At 70.2% G+C, this 21,282-nt stretch carries 22 protein-coding genes and 1 pseudogene; 13 read left to right on the forward strand and 10 right to left on the reverse strand.

All coding sequences use genetic code 11. The features are described from left to right. Window positions 1-350 precede the first annotated feature (350 nt). From QH470_RS12440 to QH470_RS12450, 3 genes are all read right to left on the reverse strand, one after another. The gene (locus tag QH470_RS12440) at window positions 351-869 is read right to left on the reverse strand and encodes an RICIN domain-containing protein (RefSeq protein ID WP_280272483.1); all 519 of its coding nucleotides are present in this window, start codon (window positions 867-869) and stop codon (window positions 351-353) included. A 189-nt stretch (window positions 870-1,058) separates the two neighbouring features. Next, complete coding sequence (locus QH470_RS12445) at window positions 1,059-2,513, reverse strand: amidase (protein WP_280272484.1); 1,455 nt, start codon at window positions 2,511-2,513, stop codon at window positions 1,059-1,061. A gap of 54 nt (window positions 2,514-2,567) precedes the next feature. Then, window positions 2,568-3,125, reverse strand: coding sequence for a TetR/AcrR family transcriptional regulator (locus QH470_RS12450; protein WP_280272485.1), 558 nt, complete (start codon window positions 3,123-3,125; stop codon window positions 2,568-2,570). 72 nt (window positions 3,126-3,197) lie between these two features. Between QH470_RS12450 and QH470_RS12455 the strand changes: the two genes are divergently transcribed. Then, window positions 3,198-4,136 (forward strand): TIGR03620 family F420-dependent LLM class oxidoreductase, encoded by a 939-nt coding sequence (locus tag QH470_RS12455; RefSeq protein WP_280272486.1) that lies wholly within the window; start codon window positions 3,198-3,200, stop codon window positions 4,134-4,136. 43 nt (window positions 4,137-4,179) lie between these two features. Here QH470_RS12455 and QH470_RS12460 read toward each other — a convergent pair whose 3' ends face one another. Further along, window positions 4,180-4,698 carry a hypothetical protein gene (locus QH470_RS12460; protein ID WP_280272487.1) on the reverse strand — a complete coding sequence of 173 codons (519 nt, stop codon included), beginning with the start codon at window positions 4,696-4,698 and terminating at the stop codon, window positions 4,180-4,182. A gap of 335 nt (window positions 4,699-5,033) precedes the next feature. After that, window positions 5,034-5,369: an SDR family oxidoreductase gene (locus tag QH470_RS12465; RefSeq protein WP_280272488.1), complete on the reverse strand. Its 336-nt coding sequence runs from the start codon at window positions 5,367-5,369 to the stop codon at window positions 5,034-5,036. 195 nt (window positions 5,370-5,564) lie between these two features. Here QH470_RS12465 and QH470_RS12470 point away from each other — a divergent pair, with 195 nt between their 5' ends. From QH470_RS12470 to QH470_RS12480, 3 genes are read left to right on the forward strand one after another with little or no spacing between them, the layout of a single operon-like run. Further along, a complete protein-coding gene (locus QH470_RS12470) occupies window positions 5,565-6,329 on the forward strand; it encodes an ATP-binding protein (RefSeq protein WP_280272489.1) in 765 nt (254 codons plus the stop codon). Further along, complete coding sequence (locus QH470_RS12475) at window positions 6,326-7,327, forward strand: chemotaxis protein CheB (protein ID WP_280272490.1); 1,002 nt, start codon at window positions 6,326-6,328, stop codon at window positions 7,325-7,327. Before QH470_RS12470 ends, QH470_RS12475 begins: the two co-directional genes overlap by 4 nt. Window positions 7,328-7,376: 49 nt before the next feature. Next, complete coding sequence (locus QH470_RS12480) at window positions 7,377-8,204, forward strand: SDR family oxidoreductase (protein WP_280272491.1); 828 nt, start codon at window positions 7,377-7,379, stop codon at window positions 8,202-8,204. Window positions 8,205-8,231: 27 nt separating this feature from the next. Here QH470_RS12480 and QH470_RS12485 read toward each other — a convergent pair whose 3' ends face one another. After that, complete coding sequence (locus tag QH470_RS12485) at window positions 8,232-9,197, reverse strand: TIGR03557 family F420-dependent LLM class oxidoreductase (RefSeq protein WP_280272492.1); 966 nt, start codon at window positions 9,195-9,197, stop codon at window positions 8,232-8,234. 237 nt (window positions 9,198-9,434) lie between these two features. Between QH470_RS12485 and QH470_RS12490 the strand changes: the two genes are divergently transcribed. After that, window positions 9,435-9,851 carry a TY-Chap domain-containing protein gene (locus QH470_RS12490; protein WP_280272493.1) on the forward strand — a complete coding sequence of 139 codons (417 nt, stop codon included), beginning with the start codon at window positions 9,435-9,437 and terminating at the stop codon, window positions 9,849-9,851. Between the two features lie 305 nt (window positions 9,852-10,156). After that, entirely contained in the window at window positions 10,157-11,023 is an 867-nt protein-coding gene (locus QH470_RS12495) for an SGNH/GDSL hydrolase family protein (RefSeq protein WP_280272494.1), read from the forward strand. Here the strand turns inward: QH470_RS12495 and QH470_RS12500 are convergent. Continuing rightward, complete coding sequence (locus QH470_RS12500) at window positions 11,008-13,059, reverse strand: heavy metal translocating P-type ATPase (RefSeq protein WP_280272495.1); 2,052 nt, start codon at window positions 13,057-13,059, stop codon at window positions 11,008-11,010. The genes QH470_RS12495 and QH470_RS12500 overlap by 16 nt on opposite strands. Window positions 13,060-13,139: 80 nt before the next feature. Here QH470_RS12500 and QH470_RS12505 point away from each other — a divergent pair, with 80 nt between their 5' ends. Continuing rightward, on the forward strand, window positions 13,140-13,502 hold the full coding sequence (locus QH470_RS12505) for an ArsR/SmtB family transcription factor (protein ID WP_187688654.1): 363 nt from the start codon (window positions 13,140-13,142) through the stop codon (window positions 13,500-13,502). A 58-nt stretch (window positions 13,503-13,560) separates the two neighbouring features. Here QH470_RS12505 and QH470_RS12510 read toward each other — a convergent pair whose 3' ends face one another. Next, on the reverse strand, window positions 13,561-13,938 hold the full coding sequence (locus QH470_RS12510) for an SDR family NAD(P)-dependent oxidoreductase (protein ID WP_280272496.1): 378 nt from the start codon (window positions 13,936-13,938) through the stop codon (window positions 13,561-13,563). A gap of 38 nt (window positions 13,939-13,976) precedes the next feature. Here QH470_RS12510 and QH470_RS12515 point away from each other — a divergent pair, with 38 nt between their 5' ends. The 3 genes from QH470_RS12515 (at window position 13,977) to QH470_RS12525 (ending at window position 16,332) form a co-directional block, all read left to right on the forward strand. Beyond that, window positions 13,977-14,333 carry a TetR/AcrR family transcriptional regulator C-terminal domain-containing protein gene (locus QH470_RS12515; RefSeq protein WP_280272503.1) on the forward strand — a complete coding sequence of 119 codons (357 nt, stop codon included), beginning with the start codon at window positions 13,977-13,979 and terminating at the stop codon, window positions 14,331-14,333. A 384-nt stretch (window positions 14,334-14,717) separates the two neighbouring features. Continuing rightward, window positions 14,718-15,962, forward strand: coding sequence for an MFS transporter (locus tag QH470_RS12520; protein WP_280272497.1), 1,245 nt, complete (start codon window positions 14,718-14,720; stop codon window positions 15,960-15,962). Window positions 15,963-15,966: 4 nt separating this feature from the next. Next, window positions 15,967-16,332, forward strand: a complete 366-nt coding sequence (locus tag QH470_RS12525; protein WP_280272498.1) for an ArsR/SmtB family transcription factor — start codon at window positions 15,967-15,969, stop codon at window positions 16,330-16,332. Between the two features lie 180 nt (window positions 16,333-16,512). Here QH470_RS12525 and QH470_RS12530 read toward each other — a convergent pair whose 3' ends face one another. Beyond that, complete coding sequence (locus tag QH470_RS12530; RefSeq protein ID WP_280272499.1) at window positions 16,513-17,229, reverse strand: GNAT family N-acetyltransferase; 717 nt, start codon at window positions 17,227-17,229, stop codon at window positions 16,513-16,515. A gap of 350 nt (window positions 17,230-17,579) precedes the next feature. Here QH470_RS12530 and QH470_RS12535 point away from each other — a divergent pair, with 350 nt between their 5' ends. Together QH470_RS12535 and QH470_RS12540 are read left to right on the forward strand one after the other, a co-directional pair. Then, the gene (locus tag QH470_RS12535) at window positions 17,580-18,794 is read left to right on the forward strand and encodes an LLM class flavin-dependent oxidoreductase (RefSeq protein WP_280272500.1); all 1,215 of its coding nucleotides are present in this window, start codon (window positions 17,580-17,582) and stop codon (window positions 18,792-18,794) included. Window positions 18,795-18,805: 11 nt separating this feature from the next. Then, window positions 18,806-20,173: an NtaA/DmoA family FMN-dependent monooxygenase gene (locus tag QH470_RS12540; RefSeq protein WP_280272501.1), complete on the forward strand. Its 1,368-nt coding sequence runs from the start codon at window positions 18,806-18,808 to the stop codon at window positions 20,171-20,173. 16 nt (window positions 20,174-20,189) lie between these two features. On the opposite strand, the gene QH470_RS12545 is transcribed toward QH470_RS12540, so the two are convergent. Beyond that, complete coding sequence (locus QH470_RS12545; protein WP_280272502.1) at window positions 20,190-20,837, reverse strand: response regulator transcription factor; 648 nt, start codon at window positions 20,835-20,837, stop codon at window positions 20,190-20,192. 245 nt (window positions 20,838-21,082) lie between these two features. Between QH470_RS12545 and QH470_RS12550 the strand changes: the two are divergent. Next, window positions 21,083-21,282, forward strand: a pseudogene (locus QH470_RS12550) (hypothetical protein); the annotation flags it as partial.

Below are 21,282 nucleotides of genomic sequence, written 5' to 3' on the forward strand. Positions count from 1 at the left end.
GTCCCCACGAGTGGATCGTGGTGACCGACCCGGTCGTGCGCTACCGGCCCGCCCGGGTCGCGGGGGGGCCGGCCGCGCGGCCGACCGGCCCGCGGCCCGCCCGCCGCGGGGGGGGGGCGGGCCGCCCCCCCCCCCCCCCCGGGGCCCCCCGGGCCGCCGCTACCTCGTCACGACCTCGATGCCGCGGCCCGGCAGCGGTTCCGTCGCGTCCTCACCCGAAGCCGGCCGGTGAACGCACGGAGGTGATCCGGCCTTCGACGTCGACCGGCGGTGTGCGGTCGGGGAATTCGAGAGGGGACACCGGCGGACAACTCGACCGCCGCAGGGTGCCTCTCTCGAACCTGTCCGGGTCAGGGCCGTGTGGACAGCGGTTTCAGAATCCAGCGGGCGACGGAGCGGTTGTCGACGGGGCCGACCAGAGCGGTCGGCGCCGAGGCGCCGGTTGCGCTGCCGTACAAGGCGATTCGGTGATCGGCGGCCAGCGTGAGGCGATAGTTGCCGTCGGCCGGGCTGACGGTCCAGGTCTCGGTGTCGGAGATGCCGCACACGTCCTGACGGGCCGGGGCGGAATCGGCGGGCTGGCGGCCCGGGCGCAGGCACAATCGGCTTGCGGCGTTACGCATCTGGAAGACCGGCCCGGCCGGGCGGTAGTCGATCGCCACGAACTCCCACTGGTGGACGTCGAGGGTGTCGTCGGCGCCGTGCCGCGGCAGGGATACGTCGGTGGGCTGGGGAAGTATCGGCGTGCTCGGCAGCGGTTCCCAGAACACACGGTATCTGCCCGGTCGGATCGGCTCGGCGGAGGCGGGCACCGACACGGTGACGAGGGCGGCGATCATGCCTGCCGCGACGAGAAGCCTGACCAGCAACCGTGAATCCCCTTGTCTCTCAATGGCCGCGCCCGCGGACCGCCGCCTCGATGGTGTTCGTCGCTCATGCCGAGCGGCAGCGAGTGTAACCATGGACCGTGGGCACGAATGTGCACTCCGGTATGGACCGGACACCCACCTGTCCTCTCGGGTTTGCTGGCCGGACCACCGATCTCACCGGAGACGGAGCTACCGGCGCGGCTCCTCGAAACCGCCGATCTTCTGCTCGAGCAGTTCGGCCAGCCGCAGGGGTGTGCGGTCCTCGAACATCGGGCCGATCAGTTGCACGCCGACCGGCAGGCCCTCGGGTGATCGGCCCGCAGGTATGGCGGTGGCGGGGAGGCCGGGCATGGTCGCCACACCGGGCCAGATCATCTGGTCGCCGTAGGGGTACGCGACGCCGTCGATGTCGATTCGCTGTTCCCGCGCATCGGGGTTGTGGTCGTGGGGGAATGCGGGAGTCGGCGTGATCGGGCATACCACGGCGTCGAACTCGGCGAAGAGTTGCCGCCAGCCGTAGCGGTGCTGCTCGCGGCGGTTGTTCGCCTCGATCCACTCGCGGTGGCTGAACACCGCGCCACGCAACCATGCCGCGTCGCGACTGTGGTCGTCGGCGCCCAGTGCCGCCGCGGCGGCCCGCAGCTGCTCGTACCTCTCCGCGGGGAAACTCGCGGCGACGTTCGACACCATCAACTGGGTGTAGAGCGTGGCGGCTTCGGTCGGATCGGGCAGCAGCGGACTGTGCCGTTCGACGCGGGCGCCGTCGGCGGCGAGGGCCTCGGCGACGCGGTTCACCGCGGCCCGCACGGCCGAGCCGGTGGGCAGGAGCGGGTGTTCCTCGAGAACCAGGACCCGGAAGTCACCGAGCCGCTGATGGCGTGCGGGCGGCAGCGCCACGTCGAACGCGACGCCGAGCGTCAGGGGATCCGGGCCCGCCATCACGTCCAGCAGCAGCGCGAGGTCGCGGGCGGTCCGGGCCATGGGGCCGACGACGGCGAGGTCGCCCTCGCTCGGCAACGCCGGCGCGGGTGGCGGGACCATGCCGCGTGCCGCCACCAGTCCGAACGACGGCTTGTGCGCGTAGACGCCGCAGAAATGCGCGGGCACGCGCAACGAACCGGCGAGGTCGGAGCCGAGGGACAGCGCACCGAAGCCGGCCGCCAGGGCCGCCGCCGATCCACCGGACGACCCGCCCGGTGTGCGGCCGAGATCCCACGGGTTGCCGGTGGTGCCGTAGATCTCGTTGAAGCTCTGCCAATCCTTCAGCATCAGCGGCACATTCGTCTTGCCGAGCACCACCGCCCCGGCCGCCCGCACCCGCGCCACCTGTACCGCGTCCTCTGTCGGCACATAGTTCTCGAACTGCGGCATACCCCAGGTCGTGGGCAGCCCGGCGATGTTGTAGGACTCTTTGACCGTCACCGGGATTCCGAGTAGCGGCCGGTCCTCGCCGCGGGCGAGCGCCTCGTCGGCCCGGCGTGCGGCGTCGCGTGCGCGGTCGAAGTCGGGCACGCAGATCGCGTTGATCGCCTTGTCGTCCCGCTCGATTCGGGCGATCGCCTCCTCGGTCAGTTCCATCGAACTCACCGCACCGGCACGCAACGCGGCCGAAAGTTCCTCGGCCGACCGATAACTCCACTCCATGAACCCGACGCTATCGGCCCGCCGGAGTCTGCGTAAGTGCGATGGGCGGGTTCGTTACCGGGGTGCCAGGCCGTCGACCACGAGCCGGAGGAGACGGTCGGGGTCGGTGGTGGTGTATCGGCTCGCGGTGCCCGCTCCGCAGGCCAGCGCGAAGACTTCGGCGGGAGTCACGTCGAGCCGGATGGCCCCCGACCGCTGCGCCTCGGTCAGGAGCGAACCGGCGGCCGCGCGCATGCACTGGACGGCGTCGTGCATGTCCGAGCCGTCGGCCACCGCGGCGGACAGGATCGATTCCGCCAAACCCTGGTAGGCGGAGGCGCAGCGGCCGAACTCCTGCAACCACTCGATCAACGCCTCGTAGGGGGTGTCGGAGCCGGTGCGACGTTCGGCGTGCTCCCGCAAGCCGGCCACTTGGTCGTGGATCAACGCCTCCAGGAGCGCCTCGCGGGTCGAAAAATGCTTGTAGAGCGTGCCTATGGCGATTCCGCAGGTACGCGCGATCTCCGCCAGCGAGGCCCGTACCCCGTCCCGGCGGAAGGCCGCGTCGGCGGCCTCGAGGATCAGCTCGCGGTTGTGGCGGGCGTCGGCACGCCTCGCTGCGGGTCTCGGCACGTAACCTCCTCGACAAGGTGAGAACCCCTCACTATCGTTAAGGTGAGAGGATCTCATTATATTGGAGGACGGATGAACACGACGGTGGGCCGCCTCGGCCTGTGGACCCTTGCCCTGGACGCGCAGCCCGCCGGGCGCGTGCGCGAAATCGCCGCCGAGATCGAGGAACTCGGCTTCGGCACGCTGTGGATCGGAGAGGGATTCGGCCGCAATGTGTTGACGCAGGCGGGAATCCTGCTCGGCGCGACGAGCGGACTGGTGATCGGCCCGGGGATAGCGAACGTGTACTTTCGCGATCCGATCGCGATGGCCGCCGCGGAACGCGCACTCGCCGAGGCATATCCGGGCCGATTCGTCCTGGGCCTCGGCGGACATCGGGTCGACGATCGCCCGCTGACCTACCTGGGGCATCGGGTCCCGTCGGGCGGGCACGCGGTCGCGACGATGACCGACTATCTGGAGGCGATGGACGCGGTGCCGCTGCAGAGCCCGCCGCCGCCCGTTGCCGGACTGCGGGTCCTCGGCGCGCTCGGGCCCAAGATGCTGCGCTTGGCGGCCGAGCGGACGAATGGTGCGCTGCCGTACCTCGTACCGGTCGCCCATACCGCAGACGCCCGCACCCGGCTCGGGCCCGACGCGCTGCTGGCCGTCGAGCAGGCCGTCGTGCTCGACCCCGACCCGGTGACGGCCCGCGATCTGGCCCGCGCTCATGTCGGCGGCTATCTGGCGCACGGTGCCGCGCACGTGAAAGACATGCGGCGGTTCGGCTACACCACCGACGAGCTGTCCGGCACCCCCGCCGATCGGGTCGTCGACGCGCTCGTCGCGGGCGGCGGGCCCGGGGCGCTCGAGGCCGTCGCCGAGCGCGTGCAAGCCCATTTCGACGCGGGCGCCGATCATGTCTGCCTGCAGGTTCTCACCGCCCGGGCGGACATCGCACCGACCGCCGAATGGCGTGAACTGGCAACGCTCGCAACGTTGTTCAGTCGATCCGAGGCGGTCGCGGGATGAGGTGTGCCCGTCGCGGGCCTCCGCGCCGGGCACCTGTCGGGGGTCAGTTGAAGTGCAGGGTGTTGATGGGGATTCGGCCGCGGTCGGCGGTGCCGTTCATGCAGGCGTTCGCCAGGGGCTGACTGTCGACCGGGGCTTGATCGACATGCAGTTTGCCGCCGGCGCCGGGGCCGTCGGTGATGTCGAGAATGTTGGTCACCGGGGCGGCGGGGTTGCCGCCGGGGACGTGCCATTGGCCGGCGACGCGGCTGACCTCGCCGTTGGTCCAGCGCAGCACGCCGTCGAGGTAGCCGAGGGCGTCGTTGCAGCTGCCGTTGCCGGTGAAGTCGCCGTGGAGGGAGACCTCGGTCGAGGGCAGGCCCACGCAGCCGCCGACGTCGGCGTCGAATGCCGCGCGGACGGGCACGGTGTTCATGCCCAGCGGGTTGCTGCTGAATCCCATGTCCCCGCCGCCGCACCAGCCGCCCAACGGCTCTGCGCCGGCGGGCTGGACAGCCAGCAGGGGCGCCGCGAGAGCGGCGGCCGCCGCGGCGACGATACCGATTTTCGCGGATCTTGCCATGTGAATCCTCTCCTTTTCGATCTCCATTGATCCCGTTGGAGTGGGATGTGCCTTGGCAATTCCTGGCATGTGAACGCCTACCCGGGGTTGCGGAGGGAAAACCCGCCGTTGCTCAGTCCTGTCTCGAAAATTTCTACTCAGCTGGTCAGAGCAGGTAAACGGGCAGAAATTCGATTTGTTGCGCGTGAGTTGCCAGGGACGGCGCGAGGTGGCACTGTCGCTTGTCGCGCGGTGTATTGTCCCCGCCCGCGCAGTCGGTCCGCGGCCGGTGATCAGGGTGCGACGCAGTCGGAGGTCCCGGCCATCTACCGTGCCGGGACCCAGGACATCGAGCGCTACCGGCCGCGCGTCGGCGACGAAACGAGTTGGTGCGCTTCGGCTTTCACGGTATCGGGAAGTACGCGAGTGACCAGGCCCGCGACCGCCTTCTGCTCGTCGTCCAGCAGCGCGTCGATACCTTGGCGGGCGGCATCGGCGGGACTTTCCTTGGGTCCCTGCCCGATCCGGCTCGCCGGCAGCTTCGCCCGGCGGAAGAAGTCGGTATCGCGCAACTCTTCTCGCAGTGCCTCGGCGAAGGACTGCACGAACGATTTCGTGGCGGCGTACACCGCTTGGCGGGGCCCGGGGTCATCGCGGCGACCGAGGAAGTGAACAGGTACCCGCGTCGGCATGCAGCCGCAGGACGGTGGTCCGTACCCGATCGGTCCGGCGATACGATTCCCGCACCAAGGGACGCAAGCCCGGTCGTTTGCGACGATCGCGGCTGGGTAGCTCGCAAGCGTATGGCAGGCCCCCATTGCCGACCGTCATGTGCGGGCCGGATACGACGACGCGGCACCGAGGCCGCGCGGTGACACGGAGGTCGCATGGGAGACGCTGGAATCGGCTGGACTCGAACGGATTTCGAGAACTGTTCGATCGTCCGGCCCCGCGGAGAATTGACCGGGGTCACCTATCGGCGGCTCCGGGACGATCTCGTGAAGTACGCGGTGGACCAGCCCCGGGCGGTCATCGTCGCCGTGGACGACCTGGTCATCCCCGCCGATCCGCTGCTGACGGCGTTCACGAGCGCCTGGATGCGCATCGACACCTGGCCGACCGTGCCGCTGTTGCTGGTGGCGCAGTCCGAACAGCAACGCGAGCGGTTCCGCTCCAGCTGTGTGGATCGGTTCCTCCCGGTCTTCGCGACGGTCGCGGCGGCGCTGGACAGTCTGGTCGAACAGCCCAGCCGGCGGCGCACCTCGCTGTCGCTGGCTCGCAGCCCCGCATGCGGGCGGCGCGCGCGGCGATTCGTCACCGAGACCTGCGAACGCTGGTCGATCCCCGAACTTCGCGGCGATGCCTGCCTGGTCGCGACGGAACTGGTGGAGAACTCGCTGATCCACGCGAACAGCCACGACGACATGGAGATCCGGCTCGAACTGCGCCGGAATCTGCTCACCGTCGCGGTCTCCGACAGCGATCCGCGCGAGGCCGTGCTGCGTGAGCCCGGTCCCGGCGCGGACTTCTCCGGCGGGCTGCACGTCGTGGCCGAGATCACCCGCGCCTGGGGCTGTGCACCGCGCTGGCCGCAAGGCAAAGTGGTATGGGCGACCTTGCGTACCAAGGAATTACGCGGCGGCGGGAGATGACTACGCAACCCTCGCATCTGATCGTGGTGGGCGCCTCCGCGGGAGGCGTCGGGGCGCTGCGCGAATTCGTCGCCGGTCTGCCGGTCGATCTGTCGGCGGCCGTGCTGGTCGTCCTGCACCTGCCGCCGAGCGGCCGCAGTGTGCTGTCGGCCATCCTCGACCGCGCCGGGCCCCTGCCGGCGACAGCCGCCCGCGAGGAGGCGCTGTCGGAAGGCACGGTGTACACGGCCGTGCCCGATCATCATCTGCTGGTGTCCGACAGCCGAATCCGGTTGTCGCGCGGGCCGACCGAGAATCGTCATCGTCCCGGAATCGACGCGTTGTTCCGCTCGGCCGCCATCGAATGGGGACCGCGGGCGATGGGCGTCGTGCTGTCGGGCGCGCTCGACGACGGGGCGGCCGGACTGGCTCTGATCAAGGCGCGCGGCGGCGTGGCCATCGTCCAGGATCCGGAGGAAGCCGATTACCGGAGCATGCCCGACAGTGCCCTGGCCGCCACGGTGGTCGACCATGTGCTGCCCGCCGCCAAGATCGGCGGCGCGATCCAGGCGGAGATGCTGAACCGGGAGACGGGGTCGACACCCCCGGTTTCCGGGCTCGACCGGCTCGAGGCGCGGATCGACGCCGGGGAGCAACGCGGTTCCGAGGAGGTGTCGGAGATGATGCAGCCCTCGGGGCTGGCCTGTCCGGATTGTGGCGGTGTACTTTTCACCGTCGCCGAGACCGAGCGCTACCGCTGCCGGGTCGGGCACGCGTGGACCAGCAGTGCGCTGCTGGTCGAACAGGATGTCGAGGTGCAGAAGTCGTTGTGGACGGCGCTGCGGGCGCTGGCGGAGAAGCAGCAGCTCGCCGAGCGGATGAGCGCCGCCGCCGCGCAGCGGGGACAGGATCGCCTCGCCCGGCGCTACGCCGAGTACAGCGACGAGAACGCCCGCGCCGCCGATGTATTGCGGCGGCTGCTGTATCAATCCGATGGGCCGGGTCCCGACGAATCGTGAACCACACCTGGCCCGGCATACACCCGTGCGGTCCGGGTAGTCGCCGGACATGACCACTATTGCTCGCTCAACACAGGAACGTGCCGGCGCCCCGGTCCGGGCGGTCGTGACCGGGTCGGACTCGGGTATCGGCGAGGCGATCGCCGTGGCTCTCGCGGGCGGCGGCGTCGACGTCGGAATCACTTACCACAGCGACGAATCGGGGGCGCACGACACCGCTGAGAAGGCGCGTGCGGAAGGGGTCCGTGCGGCCGTGCGGCGGCTGGATCTCGGCGATCTGCCCACCGCGGCGGCGGTCATCGACGAATTGGCCGAGGAATTGGGCGGTATCGACGTGCTGGTGAACTGTGCGGGTACCGGCAGTGCCCAGCGCGTCATGGATATGGACTTCGACACCTGGCGGCAGGTGCTGTCGGTGGATCTGGACGGCGCCTTCCTGTGCGCGCAGCGCGCCGCCAAGCACATGATCGAGGCGGGCGCCGGGGGCCGGATCATCAATATCACCAGCGTTCACGAGCACGTCCCGCGTGTCGGCGCGGCGCCCTACTGTGCCGCGAAGGCGGGTCTGGGTGCGCTGACCAAGGTGCTGGCGCTGGAGCTGGCCGAATACGACATCACGGTGAATTCGGTTGCGCCGGGGGAGATTTCGACGCCGATGACCGGTCAGGGCGATGTCGACCCGCAGACGCAGGCCCGGCCGGGCTATCCGCTGGGCCGTCCGGGAGACGCGCGGGAGGTCGCTGCGGTGGTGGCGTTCCTGGCGACCCCGGCGGCCGGTTACGTCACCGGTGCGTCGTATGTGGTCGACGGCGGCATGCTGCTGATGGGACCGCAGGCCAGTGAGCGGCTCCCCGACGACCGATGGCGGAAGGGGTAACAGCCCACCGGCCCGTGTGGGTCTGGGTCAGGCGTCGAGGGTTCGGAGCCGGTCGGCGAGGTCGTCGCGGAAGAAGTCGATGAAGCCGTCCGGGTCGGGCCCGGCGTTCTGCATGACCAGGTGATCGAAGCCCGCGTCGAGGTAGGGGCGCGCCGCGTTCAGGTAGTCCTCGGGATCCGAGCCACAGGCGAACTGCTTGCGGATGTCTTCCTCCCGCACGGTGGTGGTGGCCGCGGCGAAGTTCACCGGATTGGGCAACTCGCTCATCACCTTCCAGCCCGTCAGCGCCCAGCGCGAGGTGTCCAGGGCCGCCTGCGCCGCGGTGTGCGGATCCTCGGCCCATGCCATCGGCACCTCCGCGTAGCGGGGTCCCTTTCCGCCGGAGCCGTGATAGTGCTCGACGATCTCGGCCTTCGGCTCGGTGGCGAACAGGCCGTCCCCGAGTTCCGCAGCGAGGTGGGCCGCGGCGCGGCCGCCCGCCGCCACCGCGATCACCGGCGGTTCGTCAGGCAGGTCGAACACGCGCGCGTCCGACAGTTGCAGGTATTCGCCGCGGTAGGACTGGTAGCCGCCGCGCCACAGCAGCCGGATGATCTCGAGGGCTTCGCGCAACCGCCGATGCCGTTCGTGCACCGACTCCGGGAACCCTGTGCCGACCACGTGCTCGTTCAGCCGCTCGCCGGAGCCGACGCCGAGGGTGAAGCGGCCCTCGGAGACCAACGCCAGTGTGGCCGCGGCCTGGGCGATGATCGCGGGGTGGTAGCGGACGGTCGGGCAGGTGACGCCCGTGGCCAGCCCGATGCGTTCGGTGCGCGCGGCGATCGCGCCGAGCACCGTCCACGCGAACGGGGAGTGGCCCTGATTGTCCAGCCAGGGATGGTAGTGGTCGCTGATCTCGACGAAGTCGAAACCGGCCGCCTCGGCCCGCACCGCCTGCCGAATCAGTTCCGTGGGTCCGAAAGCTTCTGCCGCCAGCTTGTATCCGATCTGCACCGCAACCTCCTCCTGTCGCCGACCGTGGCGGATGCGCCTGGTCGTCTCGCGGATCGCGAAAGATGTTCGGTTGGCCTACTACACCCGGTGCTACCCGACCTCCTGATCGGCAAACGGCAGGAACCAGGGCGCGCCCGTCTTCGCCACGCCGTGAACCGCCGTGACGGATAACACATCGGGGCCCGCGGCCGAATACCTCACAAGGGAGCGGAACACAACCCGGCATGGGGAGCAGCCGTGGATTCACTGGGGACATTGGTCGAGCAGGCGCTCACGCGCACCTTGGCCAGTCATGACCGGCGGGCGGTGATCGCGAGCGTGGACACGCCCAGCCAGTATGTGCAATGGCGGACATTCGGCAGGACCGAAGTGCCCGACGGGATCTCGGTGGAGGTCTCCGATCCGGGGCGGCTATCGAGGACGCGATGGTGGCGACGGCGGGCCGACGGCAACTCGCTGCCCGCGCTGCCGTTCACCGAGGGGCAGGTGGCGACGCTCGCCCAGCTCGGATTCCGCAGGGGGAGACCGAATTACCGGTGCGAGGTGGGCGTGCGGGTGAGCGATCACGGGGAGGTCGCCGACCTTCTGGTGATCTTGCTGTACGAGGTGCTCGATGTGTCGCATCCGGTGCAGGTGACGGTCGAGGTGTACTGAGGACGCGGGTCGGGCGAGCGCGTGCTATCGTGGCCTTCGATGGCTTCCGCGCCCGGATGATTTCCCTGTGTCGCGCGTGATCGGTCCGTCACAATTCCTCTGGATTCAATCGGAAACGAAGTATCTGCAACTCTGAGTTACAGATACTTCGCGGCGGCTTCCGGGGCATTTTCGTTGCGGGACAAGGCTTTCGACGCCCCACCGGCAATGGCCGAGGACCGGGCCGCAGCGAGCTGTTGTCCCGCTCGGATCGACGGGTACGCTCGTGCCAACTCGGCGGCGTGTGGGGATTGGTGCGGAGGTTCATGGTGAGATCTCGATGGTTGGCGGCCGCGGTGTCGGCGGTGGCGCTGTGCGGCGGGACGGCTCAGGCAGTGACGGTACCGGCCGGGGAACGCTATGTCGCACTGGGGAGTTCGTATGCCGCAGGGCCGGGCCTGGAGCCCGTGGAGGATGGCCCATGTGCACGGTCCGGGCTGAACTACGCCCATCGGGTCGCCGTCGCCGCGGGCCTGGACCTGGTCGATGTCAGCTGCTCGGGGGCGACCACGGCCGATGTCCTGAATCGCTCGCAGACCGTCGCGGGCACGGTCATGCCGCCGCAGATCGGCGCGGTCACCTCCTACACGCGGCTGGTCACCGTCACCGTGGGTGGCAACGACCTGAATCTGGTCGGCTCGATGCTGGCCGGCAGCGGTTGCGAGTTGCTGGCGGGCGGTGTGTCGGGCCTGTGCGACCGGGTGACCCGGGCGGCTCCGGCTACCCCGGACGCGTTCGACGCGGTTGCCCAATCCCTGGCCGATATCGTTGCGGCGGTGCATGATCGGGCACCGCAGGCGCGAGTGCTGCTGGTTCAGTACCTGCCGGTGCTCCCCGCCGATGCCACCACCTGCGCCGCGGCGCCGATGACACCGGAACAGGCCGTCGCCGCCCGCCGCACCTACGACGGCCTCGTCGCCGCCACGGAGCGCGCCGCCCGGGCCACCGGCGCGGACACCGTGACCGTCCCCGCCGCCGCGGACCACACCGCCTGCACCGATGATCCCTGGGTCTTCGATTTTCAGCACCTGCCGCAACGCACCGATCCGACGGCCGTGGCGGGCCTGTACCACCCGAACGCGGTGGGGACCGAGAAGGTCGCCGAGCGGATCGTCGCTCAGCTGGGGGTGTAGGGCCGAGCGGCCCAGGCGCGGGAGGCCAGCAGGCGCATGCCGTTGAGGCCGACAATGACGGTGGAGCCCTCGTGACCGGCGACGCCGAGGGGGAGGGGCAGATTTCCGGCGAGGTCCCAGACCACGAGGACGGTGATGAAGGCCGCGGCGATGGTCAGGTTCGCCACCACCACTCGTTTCGCGCGACGCGCCAAGGTGAGGACGGCGGGGACGGTGGTCAGGTCGTCGCGCACGATCACCGCGTCGGCGGTGTCGAGGGCGAGGTCGGATCCCGTGCGGCCCATGGCGATTCCGGTGTGGGCGGCGGCCAGTGCGGGGGCGTCGTTGACCCCGTCGCCGACCAGCGCCACCCGGTGCCCGGCGGTTTCGAGTTCCCGCACCGCGGCGACCTTGTCCTCGGGCAGCAGCCCCGCCCGCACATCGGTCATGCCCACCCGGTCGGCGAGTGCCTGTGCCGCGCGGGGATTGTCGCCGGTCAGCAGAATCGGAGGGGTACCGGTGAGGGTGGTGAGAGCGGGCACGATATCGGTAGCGGCAGAACGCAATTGGTCGGCGACGGTCAGCACGCCGACGGGTGTGCCGTCCATGAGGACCACCACGGCGGTCCGGCCCGCCGACTCCGCTGCCGCCACCAGTGCGGTGATGTGCTCGGCTTCCGTGGTCGCGGCGGCCTCGGCCACTTCGGTGGTGCGGCCCGCGGAGGCGACGACATCGGCCGAGTCGGCGGGGCTCGAGAGCGCGGGTGCCGAGGCGGGCAGGAGACGGGCCGGATTGCCCACTCGGATGTCGTGATCGTCGATCGTGGCGCGGACGCCGCGGCCGGGCATCGAGTCGAAATGCGTTGGAGCGGGCAGGATCAGGCCGCGGCGGCCGGCCGCGGTGACGATGGCGCGAGCCAGTGGGTGCTCGCTGGGGTGTTCGGCCGCGGCAGCCAAGGTGAGGAGGTGGTCGGCGTCGATGTCCGAGTGCAGGCAGTGGATGTCGTGGAGTTCGGGAGTGCCTCGGGTGAGGGTTCCCGTCTTGTCGAATGCCACGGTGGTGACGGTGGCGAGTCGCTCCATGACGACCGCCGATTTGACCAGGACGCCGTGCCTTCCGGCATTGGCCATCGCGGCGAGCAGCGGCGGCATGGTCGCCAGGACCACGGCACACGGCGAGGCCACGATCATGAACGTCATCGCACGCAGCAGCGCGGACCGCAATTCCGCGCCGAATGCCAAGGGCACCAACAGCACCGCGAGGGTGGCCGCGACGACCCCGGCCGAATACCACTGCTCGACCTTCTCGATGAACAGCTGCGCCCCGGCCTTCGTCGCCGAGGCCTGCTCGACCATGGCGACGATGCGGGCGACGACCGAGTCGGCGGCCGCGCGGTCCACCCGCACCCGCAGGACTCCGGTGCCGTTGACGGTTCCGGCGAACACCTCGTCGCCGGTGTGTTTGGCGACCGGCAGCGGCTCGCCGGTGATGGAGGCCTGGTCGACGTCGCTGTCGCCGGAGAGCACCGTGCCGTCGGCGCCGATGCGCTCGCCGGGACGCACCAGCAGGACCTGGCCCGGAATCAGGTCGGCCGCGTCGACGAGCCGCTCGCGCCCGTCGGCGAGGACGGTCGCGCGGTCGGGTGCCAGGTCGAGCAGGCTGCGCACCGAGTCGGCGGTGCGCTGGGTGAGTACCGCCTCGAGTGCGCCGGAGGTCGCGAAGATGACGATCAGCAGCGCGCCGTCGAAGACCTGGCCGATCGCTGCGGCACCGAGCGCGGCGACGATCATCAGCAGATCCACGTCAAGAGTCTTGTCCCGCAACGCTTGCAGGCCCGCGAGCGCCGGCTCCCAGCCGCCGCTGACATAGCAGGACAGGTACAGCGCCCACCACAGCCAGGGCGGCATATCGGTCGCGTGCGCCACCGCCCCGGCGACGAACAACGCGGTCGCGATCGCGGCCCAGCGCGCCTCGGGCAGCGCCAGGACGCGAGTCCGCGGACCGTGCCCGGGGCGGGCGCGGTCGGCGTGCGAGCGGTCCAGCAGCGATGTCGTCATACCTACTCCGTCCTCGATCCGACCATACAGGAATACATGAAGACGTCTTCATGTGAACCCCGGGCGGTACAGTAACGCCTGTGGGACACGGAGTCCAGGGCAGAACGACGCCCCCGGCACAGCTGGATGCCGACTCGGCCGCCACCGTCGCGGCCACCCTGCAGGCCTTGGCCACGCCGAGCCGCCTGCGCATTCTCACGCGCCTACGGCACGGCGCCTGCTCCGTCGGTGACCTGGTGGACGCGGTCGAGATGGAACAGTCCGCGGTCTCTCACCAGCTGCGTCTGCTGCGCGCGCTGGGTCTGGTGACCGCCACCCGGCAGGGGCGCAGCATGATCTACAGCCTTTACGACAATCACGTCGCCATGCTGCTCGACGAGGCGGTCTACCACATCGAACACCTCGGTTTGGCCATCACCGACGAGCCCGCCGACTCGGCCTGACACCGAACCCGCTTATTCCGGCAGCAGGCCGTGCTCCCTCGCGAACACCGCGGCCCCGTCAGAGGAGGGCGCCGCCGGAGACCTCGATGCGCTGGGCGGTCATCCAACGCAGGCCCTCGGACGCCAGCGTGGCGATGGCGTCGCCGATCTCCTCAGGTTCGCCGACGCGGCCGAGCGCGGTCTGCCCGGCGAGACCCTGGCGCATCTGGGCGTCATCGCGTATGGCACCGCCGTTGAAGTCGGTGGCGGTCGGCCCCGGGGCAATGGAGTTGACTCGGATGCCGCGGGGGCCGAGTTCTGCGGCCAGAGTGCGGCTCAGGGCCTCGACGGCGGCCTTCGAGGCGGAGTAGACCGAGGTCGCGGGACTGGTGTGGCGAGTCAACGACGACGAGACGTTGATGACGCGGGCAGCGCGACGCCGGAGGCGCTGTCGCACGGCCTCAGGCCGGAGACCTGCGTTCCGGCCTGACCTCCATCGGCCATCGCTACGCCGACCTGATCGGCCGGCCCGGCATGACAGCCCTGTTCCGCATCGTCATCGCCGAGCTGCCCCGCTTCCCCGAACTGGGGCGGATGCAGTTCCAGCTCGGCAAGCTGCCCTACTTCACCTCGGTCCAGCACTACCTGGAGTCGGAGCACGAGGCCGGTAACGCCGACGTCCCGGACGCCGAGAGCGCCGCCAACCAGTTCCTCGGGATGATCGCCAACTACGTCCTGTGGCCCCGCATGCTGCTGACCGACTGGAACCCCACAGCCGCTGACATCCGCTACGCCGTCGAGCAGGCTGTAGAAACCATGCTCGCCCGCTACACCACCGATCGACCAGCCTGATCCTAAACCGGAATTCGTACACCGGCACCGGGTGCTGGAGGGGCCCGAGCCGGTTACCGGTAGTCACAGCCTTCCGATCGAGGTTGGTCTGTTCGAGTTCGGTGATGCGGCGCTGGAGGGTGTCGATGTCGGTGGGTGCGCCGAGTCCCGATGTCCGCCAGACGTCTTCGCCGAGTGTTTCGGAGAGCCGCCGTTCGAGGGTGCTGATCGTTTGGCCATGCGAGCGTTGCGGGCCTGCAGGTTGACCAGGTCGGCCGGCAACGGCTCTCTCGGCTGACCGCCGGATGACCTGTCGCGGCTGCCGAGCACTGCGGACGTTATGTGCGCAAGTGCGCACCTGAGGTAGCGTGGGTGTGTCGGTGCGGTTCGGAGAAGGGGTGGCGTGTGATCGGGGTGCTGCGGTATCGGGAGTTTCGACGGCTGTTCACCGCGCAGGTGGTGGCTCTGGTGGGGACCGGGTTGTTGACGGTGGCGTTGGGGTTGCTGGCCTATGATTTGGCCGGGGGTGCGGCGGGGGCGGTGCTCGGGACGGCGCTGGCGATCAAGATGGTCGCGTATGTTGCTGTGGCGCCGGTGATTTCGGCGTTGGCGGAGCGGCTGCCGCGGCGGCGGGTGCTGGTGTCGGCGGATGTGGTGCGGGCGGTTGTCGCGCTGTCGTTGCCGTGGGTCGGCGCGGTGTGGCAGGTGTATGTGCTGGTCTTCGTGTTGCAGTCGGCGTCGGCGACGTTCACGCCGTTGTTCCAGTCGGTGATCCCGGCGGTGCTGGTCGAGCAGGAGGACTACACGCGCGGATTGTCGCTGTCGCGGCTGGCCTACGATCTGGAATCGCTGCTGAGTCCGGCCGTCGCCGCGGTGGTGCTCGCCGTCGCCGGGTATCACGTGCTGTTCGTCGGCACCGCAGCGGGTTTCGTCGCGTCGGCGGCGCTGGTGATCCGTACGCGGCTGCCGCGGCCGGTGGCCGCCGACGACTCCGGGGCGTTGACCGATCGGATCACCCGGGGCGCCCGGATCATGTTGGGCCACCCGGTGTTACGTGGTCTGCTGGCGATGAATCTCGCGGTCGCCGCGGCGACGGCGCTGGTGGTGGTGAATACCGTTGTGTACGTGCGGGATCTGCTGGGCGGGTCCGGCTCCGCGGTGGCCGTGGCGCTGGGTTGTTTCGGCGGCGGGTCGATGGTGGTGGCCCTGTCCGTGCCGCGGCTGCTGGCGGTCGTGGCGGATCGGCGGCTCATGCTCGCCGGGTGTGCTGTGTTGCCGATCGGCTTGCTGATCGCCGCCGCGCTCGCGGCGCTGCGGCCCGGCCCCGGGCTCGGGTGGGTGTTGCTGGCGGTCGCGTGGATCGTGCTGGGGGCGGGGACGTCGATGGTGAACACGCCTTCGGCGCGGCTGTTGCGCGCTCACTCGGTTCCGGAGACGCGCGCGGCGGTGTTCACCGCTCAGTTCTCGTTGTCGCACGCGGGTTTCCTGCTGACCTACCCCGTCGCGGGCTGGGTGGGCGCGGCCGCCGGGCAGGCGGTCGCGGCGTTCGCGCTGGCCTGCGTCGCTACACTGGCAGCCAGTGCGGCGGCGCGGGTGTGGCCCGCGGTCGTCGCGGCAGGGACCGGCATGGCGGTGGCGAGAGGGCGGTGACCAGATGGACGGCGCGCCCGCGGATCGATCACCGGCGCCGAGCCTGGTGCACCCGGTAGCACCGGATCAGAGCCATCTCGACGCCGCCACGGCGACCTTCCGGATGCTGTCGGATCCGACCCGGCTGCACATCCTGTGGATGCTGGCGCAGACCGAGGCCGATGTCAGCGCGTTGACCGAGGCGTGCGGGGCGTCGCGCACCGCGGTCAGCCAGCATCTGGCGAAACTGCGTTTCACCGGGCTGGTGGAAACCCGCCGCGAGGGCAGGCGGGTCATCTACCGCATTCGCGACGGTCATCTGGCCCGCCTGGTCCGGGAAGGGCTCAACCACGCCGACCATGTCGTCACCGGCGAGCCTCCGCACGGCTGACCGGGCGCGGCGGTTTCACCCGCCCATAACGTGCCGGTCATATCGGCCGCGCATGCTTGCGCCTTCCGACGAATCGAAAGGTCAGGCGTGTCCATGGAGCTTCTGGAAGTGGTCGCGGGGATTTTCAGCACGATGTTGGCCGTGTTCAGCGGCAGCGCGGCCTGATCGGCGGCGTCCGGGTCAAGGCCGTGCCGGGGCTTGGACGAGGGTGAGGGCCGAGCGCTGCCGCAGCGTGAATCCGAGCGTCTCGTACAGGCCGATCGCGGTGGTGTTGCGGGCGAGGGCGTGCAGGAACGGTGTCTCCCCGCGGGCGCGGATGCGGGCGCCGACGGCACGGACCAGACGGGAGCCGATGCCCCGGCCCCGGAATTCCGCGTCGGTGCACACCGCGCTGATCTCGGTCCAGCCCGGCGGATGCAGCCGTTCGCCCGCCATCGCGATCAGTCGGCCGTCCACCCGTAAACCGAGGTAGGCGCCCATTTCGATGGTGCGCGGCGCGTACGGGCCGGGCTGGGTGCGGGCGATCAGCGCCAGGATCTCGGGGACGTCGGCCGCGGTGAGCACCTCGAGGTCCGGGTCGTCGGCGACGCGCAGCGCCGAGCCGTCCATCTGCACCGACGCGAGGCGATCCAGCACGGTCCAGCCGGGTGGCGGGACATGGTCGCCGCCGCGCAGTCCGGCGCCGCCGCCGGGTCCGAGCAGGGTGGCCAGATCGGTCCAGTCCTGGTCGCTCAGGACGGGCGGGTGGCCGATGAATCCGGCGACCTCGGGGTCGTAGCGTCCGAGGCGGCCCGCCCAGGTGGCGAACCGGCGGTGCGCGCCGCGCAGCGAGCCCCGGACCGGATCGTCCAAGGGGTGCAGCGTGGTTCCGGCGTCGATGGTCGACTCAGTGGTCACCGCACACACTCCTCCGCAGCAGTCTTCGACGAGAGCACGGTAGCGGCGCGCACGACCGGCGGCAGTGGTTGCGCTCACCACGATTCGGACCACCCGGCGAACACTGTATTCCCGCAAACCCCTTCGCCGACAGCCTATTTCCCCTCGCTCGAGCTGATCGGAATCGTTGACAGCGCAGGTTCCGCCCCGGCGTCCGGCGGGGGAATGCGCGGTGAGCACGCCCTATGCGGTCGGTGGCGGCCGGGCCGAACGGTCCGCGGCCGCGCTCGCGGTCGCCGGTCGGTGGCGGCGGCGGGTGCTTCGCGCGTTGTCCCGCAGGACAACTCGCGCCTGCACAGAAACGGGAGACGATGGCACCGAACCCACTGCATCTCGGCGTCGCGCTGGACGGCGCGGGCTGGCATCCGGCCGCGTGGCGGGAGCCGAATTCCCGGCCCGCCGAGCTGTTCGGACCCGGCTACTGGACGGATCTGGTCACCACCGCCCAACGCGGGCTGCTGGATTTCGTCACTGTCGACGACAGCCTGGCCGTGCCGGGCCCGCGGCACGGCCAGGACGACGGGGCGGTCGATCAGGTGCGCGCGCGGATCGACGCGCATCTGATCGCGGCGCGCGTCGCACCGGTGACCCGCCATATCGGGCTGATTCCGACGGTGACGACCACCCATACCGAACCGTTCCACGTGTCCACCGCGATCGCCACGCTGGACTACACCTCGCGGGGGCGCGCGGGCTGGCAGGTGCGGGTGTCGGCGACCGCCGCCGAGGCCGCCCACTTCGGCCGCCGGGTGGTGCCGGAGCTGACCGTCGCGGAGATCGCGGCGGCCGCGGCGTCGGGCACGTTCCCCGAGCACGTGCGCGAGCTGTTCGACGAGGCCGGCGACGCCGTGGAGGTGGCGCGGCGGCTGTGGGACAGCTGGGAGGACGACGCGGAGATCCGGGAGGTGCCCACCCGCCGGTTCATCGATCGCGACAAGCTGCACTACATCGACTTCGAGGGCCGCTTCTTCAGCGTCCGGGGGCCCTCGATCACGCCGCGCCCGCCGCAGGGCCAGCCCGTGGTGACCGCGCTCGCGCATGCCCCGCTGATCTATGAATTCGCCGCGCGCGCAGCGGATCTGGTCTTCGTCACGCCCGGCCGCGCCGCGGGCCCGGCACCGATCCTGGCGCAGGTCGCGGCCGCCGCCGACCGGGTGGGCCGGACCGGGGAACGGTTGCGCGTCTACGCCGACCTCGTCGTGTTCCTCGACACCGACGCCGAATCCGGACCCCAGCGCCTGGCGCGGTTGAACGAGACGGCCGGGTCCGAATTCGATTCCGACGCCGCGGTTTTCGCGGGCAGCGCGGACGAACTCGCGAATCTGCTGACCGCCTGGAGCGGGCAGGGGATCGACGGATTCCGGTTGCGGCCGGGTGTCGCGGTCGACGATCTGGCCGCCGTGGCCGACCGGCTCGTGCCCGCGTTGCAGCGCCGCGGCCTGTTCCGCACCGGCTATCCGGACGGCTCGCTGCGCGGGCTGCTGGGCCTGCCGACCACTGTCCCCAACCGTTACGCGACCGCGTGAGCGAGGTTCTCGTGAGTACTTCCCGTAAGCAGGTCATCCTGGGCGCCTATCTCGGCGGCGTCAATCATCACACCGCCTGGTGGCATCCGCGGGCGGGCAGCCAGATCGACTTCGCGACGTTCGAGCACACCGCGCGCACCGCCGAACGCGGCCGGTTCGATTTCTTCTTCCTCGCCGAGGGACTGATCCTGCGCGAGCGTGCGGGCAAGATCTTCGACCAGGACATCATCGGGCGGCCCGACACCTTCACCGTGCTCGCCTCGATCGCCGCGGTGACCGAGCATCTGGGGCTGGCGGGCACGATCAACGCCACCTTCAACGAACCCTACGAGCTGGCCCGCCGGTTCGCGAGCCTGGACCATCTGTCCGGTGGCCGCGCGGCCTGGAACGTGGTGACCTCGTTTGACGCGTTCACCGGCCAGAATTTCCGCCGCGGCGGGTTCCTCGACCCGGCCGACCGTTATGTGCGGGCCGAGGAGACGGTGAATGCCGTTCGCGCCCTGTGGGATTCGTGGGACGCCGGCGATGTGGTGGCCGATCGGGCCGCGGGCCGGTTCCTGGCTCGCCCCGACGCCGGCGCGTTCTCGGTGCATGGCAGCCAGTTCGACATCTCCGGCCGGTTCACCGTGCCCCGCAGCCCGCAGGGACGGCCGGTGCTCCTGCAGGCCGGGGTGTCGCCGCAGGGTCGCGATTTCGCGGCCGCGAACGCCGATGCCATCTTCTCCCCGTACGGCAAGCTGCCCGAGGCGGTCGAATTCTACCGCGACATCAAGTCCCGTGCGGTCGCGGCGGGCCGGGCGCCCGGCGACATCAAGATCCTGCCGTCGGCGAGTTTCGTGCTCGGTGACACCGAGGCGGAAGCGGTCGAGAAGTTCCGTACGATCAGCCGCGAGCAGGTCACCGGCCAGACCGCGGTGATCCTGCTGGAGCAGATCTGGAATCGCGATCTGTCGGGCTACGATCCCGACGGCCCGGTGCCCGATATCGATCCCGATCCCGAGGCGCCGCCGTTCATCCAGGGCCGCGCCTTCGTGCACCAGGACCGTTTCGCGACGGCGGCGAGGCTGCGCGAGGTGGCCGCGGCCAAGCGGCTCTCGCTGCGCGAGGTGGTGATCGATCAGTTCGAGCGCGGGCCGCTGGTCGGCACGCCCGCGCAGGTGGCCGCGCAGATCGACGCGTTCGTGCAGCAGGACGGCTCGGACGGGTTCATTCTCGGCTCGCATCTGGCGCCGTGGGGCCTCGACGAATTCGTGGACCAGGTGGTGCCTTTGCTGCAGGACCGCGGGGTGCTGCGCGCGGAGTACGCGGGCACGACGCTGCGCGACAATCTCGGTCTGCCGCAAGCGCATTCCGCGGCGGCGGTCGCCACCGGGTCCTGATCGCCGCGCGACCGGGTCAGTGCGGCGGTGTCTGCCCGGTGCGGAGTTTGGAGGCGTAGACGGCGGCCTGGGTGCGGCGTTCCATGCCGAGTTTGGCCAGCAGCCGGGAGACGTAGTTCTTGACGGTCTTCTCGGCGAGGAACATGCGTTCGGCGATCTGACGGTTGGTGAGCCCGTCGCCGAGCAGGTCGAGCAGTTTGCGTTCCTGGTCGGTGAGGGTGGCCAGGGGGCCGTCGGGTTCGGTGCTGCGGCGCAGGCGATCCATCAGGGCCGCGGCGGCGCGATTGTCCAGCAGCGACCGGCCCGAACCGACCGCCTTCACCGCCGCCGCCAGTTCCATGCCCTTGATGTCCTTGACGACGTAGCCGCTGGCGCCGGCGAGGATGGCGTCGAGCATGGCCTGCTCGTCGGTGAACGAGGTGAGGATCAGGCAGCGCAGCTCGTCCATGCGGGAGAGCAGGTCGCGGCACAGTTCGATGCCGTTGCCGTCGGGCAGCCGGACATCGAGCACGGCGACGTCGGGGCGCAGCGCGGGGATGCGGGCCAGCGCGTGGGCCACGTCGCCGGCCTCGCCGACGATGGTCAGCTCCGGATCCTCCGACAGCAGGTCGACCAGTCCGCGCCGGACGATCTCGTGGTCGTCGACCAGGAACACCTTGATCATGCTGTGCCTTCACCTTCTGTGGAAGTCCCCGCAGCGCTGTGTCCGTCCAGTGTGCGCCCGGCGTCGCGGCCGCGGTAGAGCAGGGGTGTGGCGGCGGCGCGCCCGGCGGCGTGTCGGCTATCGGCTCGAGCTGGGAATCTGTCATGGATCGCGACAGGTGTGTTTCATCTCCGACTCGCTGGCTACTCGGAGGAGAACGCACTGCCGACCGAGAACTCCCACAACCGCGGGAAGGAAACCCGACAATGCTGATGCTTACTCCCACCGCCATCGACGTCGTTCGCACGATCACCTCGGCGGAGGGCACCCCGCAGGACGCGGGCCTGCGCATCTTCACCGACGACGGCGCCGAGACGCTGCAGCTGGCGCTGGCCCCCCCACCGCCGTGTCACCTCGCGCGCCGCCACCTACTGCACCTGCCTACTCGAATGCCCTGCTCAGACCC

Source organism: Nocardia wallacei, assembly GCF_029868745.1.
GTDB lineage: Bacteria > Actinomycetota > Actinomycetes > Mycobacteriales > Mycobacteriaceae > Nocardia > Nocardia wallacei_B.